The organism is Parvimonas sp. M20 (assembly GCF_035282425.1).
Lineage (GTDB): Bacteria > Bacillota > Clostridia > Tissierellales > Peptoniphilaceae > Parvimonas.
The window spans coordinates 1-1,175 of record NZ_JAYKBQ010000039.1 but is presented as its reverse complement, the minus strand read 5'-3'; the positions used below and the strand labels follow the sequence as shown (position 1 = coordinate 1,175).

Genomic DNA, 1,175 nt, shown 5'->3' with positions numbered 1-1,175 from the left:
CCCGAGTGCCTTTCCTGGGCGATGCAAAGGTTGGATTCTCCTGGGGGAAAATGTTCGATTGGAAAGGGTCTATTGAGGCTACAATTAAATGACTGAGATTTGGAAAAGCATACCAGGATACTCCAAGTACGAAGTATCTTCCCTAGGAAATGTTCGTGGGCCTAAAGGTATACTATCCCCAAGTCATCACTCACATGGATACTGCTTAGTTAGCCTTATGCGAGATGACAATTCCAAGGCAACTGAAAACATACATAGGCTTGTATGCATGACCTTCAAAGCCGATTCATGGTTTCCAGGAGCTATGGCATTACATAAGGACCACAACAAGCGGAATAACGTTGAAGATAATTTGTACTGGGGTACACATAAGCAGAACATAGAAGATGACATTACAAACCCCAGAAGCACAAGAAGACTCAACATGCAGAAGGCACAGGAAATTAGGGCTAAAGTTAAGGCAGGGGCTAAACAGGTAAGTGTAGCAAGGGAATACAATGTATCTCCATGGACAATCACAAATATAATGTCCAATAAGATATGGCGTACGTCTGAATGAGCGCACTACCTAAAAGCCTTAATTTTATGCACTTGATTTCAATACTTAAATGCGGTATTATAATTGAATCATAGAGGAGTGTATGATGGCTTTGATTTCGAGCGGGTATGGGGTTGCACGTCAGAGTCAGACGCAGAAGTATTGGAATGCGTCGCGTGCATGGCATGGGTTCGGGGTTGAGGGGTGGAATTACGAGCGGCTGATCAATGAATTGGCCAGTCTGAAGCATCTTCCCACGTTAGTGGGGTTTCTTGCATCAGTACAGCTCGAAGACGTCGTGAATGATAATCACACGCATATGGAAGAGGATGCATCGGTAGTTGCGTTGCCTTTCGGCATGCAGTCTTCGCCTTATCAAGCGGTTGCACAGACCGCTTAATAGCAATACCAAAATCGTTGGTCATCTCTGTAAGTTGGTAATCCAGCAGGAAGGATAATTGTATGAGTTTCCCGGTCTCTACCCGTGCGAAGGCAGAAGCCCTCGTAGCACACATCCCTGATCAGCAGGTACGCAATCTGGCTATGCGGAGTCTGGCAGGTACTGCATCGATCCGCGACATGGTGAAGGTTTTTCATCGTGTCTACGATTTGCCGATTGTGCAGCCTGCTGATGCCA

General features: G+C 45.9%; 2 protein-coding genes. Both read left to right on the top strand.

All coding sequences use genetic code 11. The features are described 5' to 3' along the window. Positions 1 to 88 precede the first annotated feature (88 nt). On the top strand, positions 89 to 559 hold the full coding sequence (locus VJI93_RS08220; RefSeq protein ID WP_324009232.1) for an NUMOD4 domain-containing protein: 471 nt from the start codon (positions 89 to 91) through the stop codon (positions 557 to 559). An 82-nt stretch (positions 560 to 641) separates the two neighbouring features. Next, the gene (locus VJI93_RS08215) at positions 642 to 938 is read left to right on the top strand and encodes a hypothetical protein (RefSeq protein ID WP_324001726.1); all 297 of its coding nucleotides are present in this window, start codon (positions 642 to 644) and stop codon (positions 936 to 938) included. The last annotated feature ends 237 nt before the right edge of the window (positions 939 to 1,175 follow it).

Coding starts and splice junctions, on each gene's coding strand:
- VJI93_RS08220 (WP_324009232.1), top strand. CDS start 89: ATGACTGAGATTTGGAAAAGCATACCAGGATACTCCAAGTACGAAGTA.
- VJI93_RS08215 (WP_324001726.1), top strand. CDS start 642: ATGATGGCTTTGATTTCGAGCGGGTATGGGGTTGCACGTCAGAGTCAG.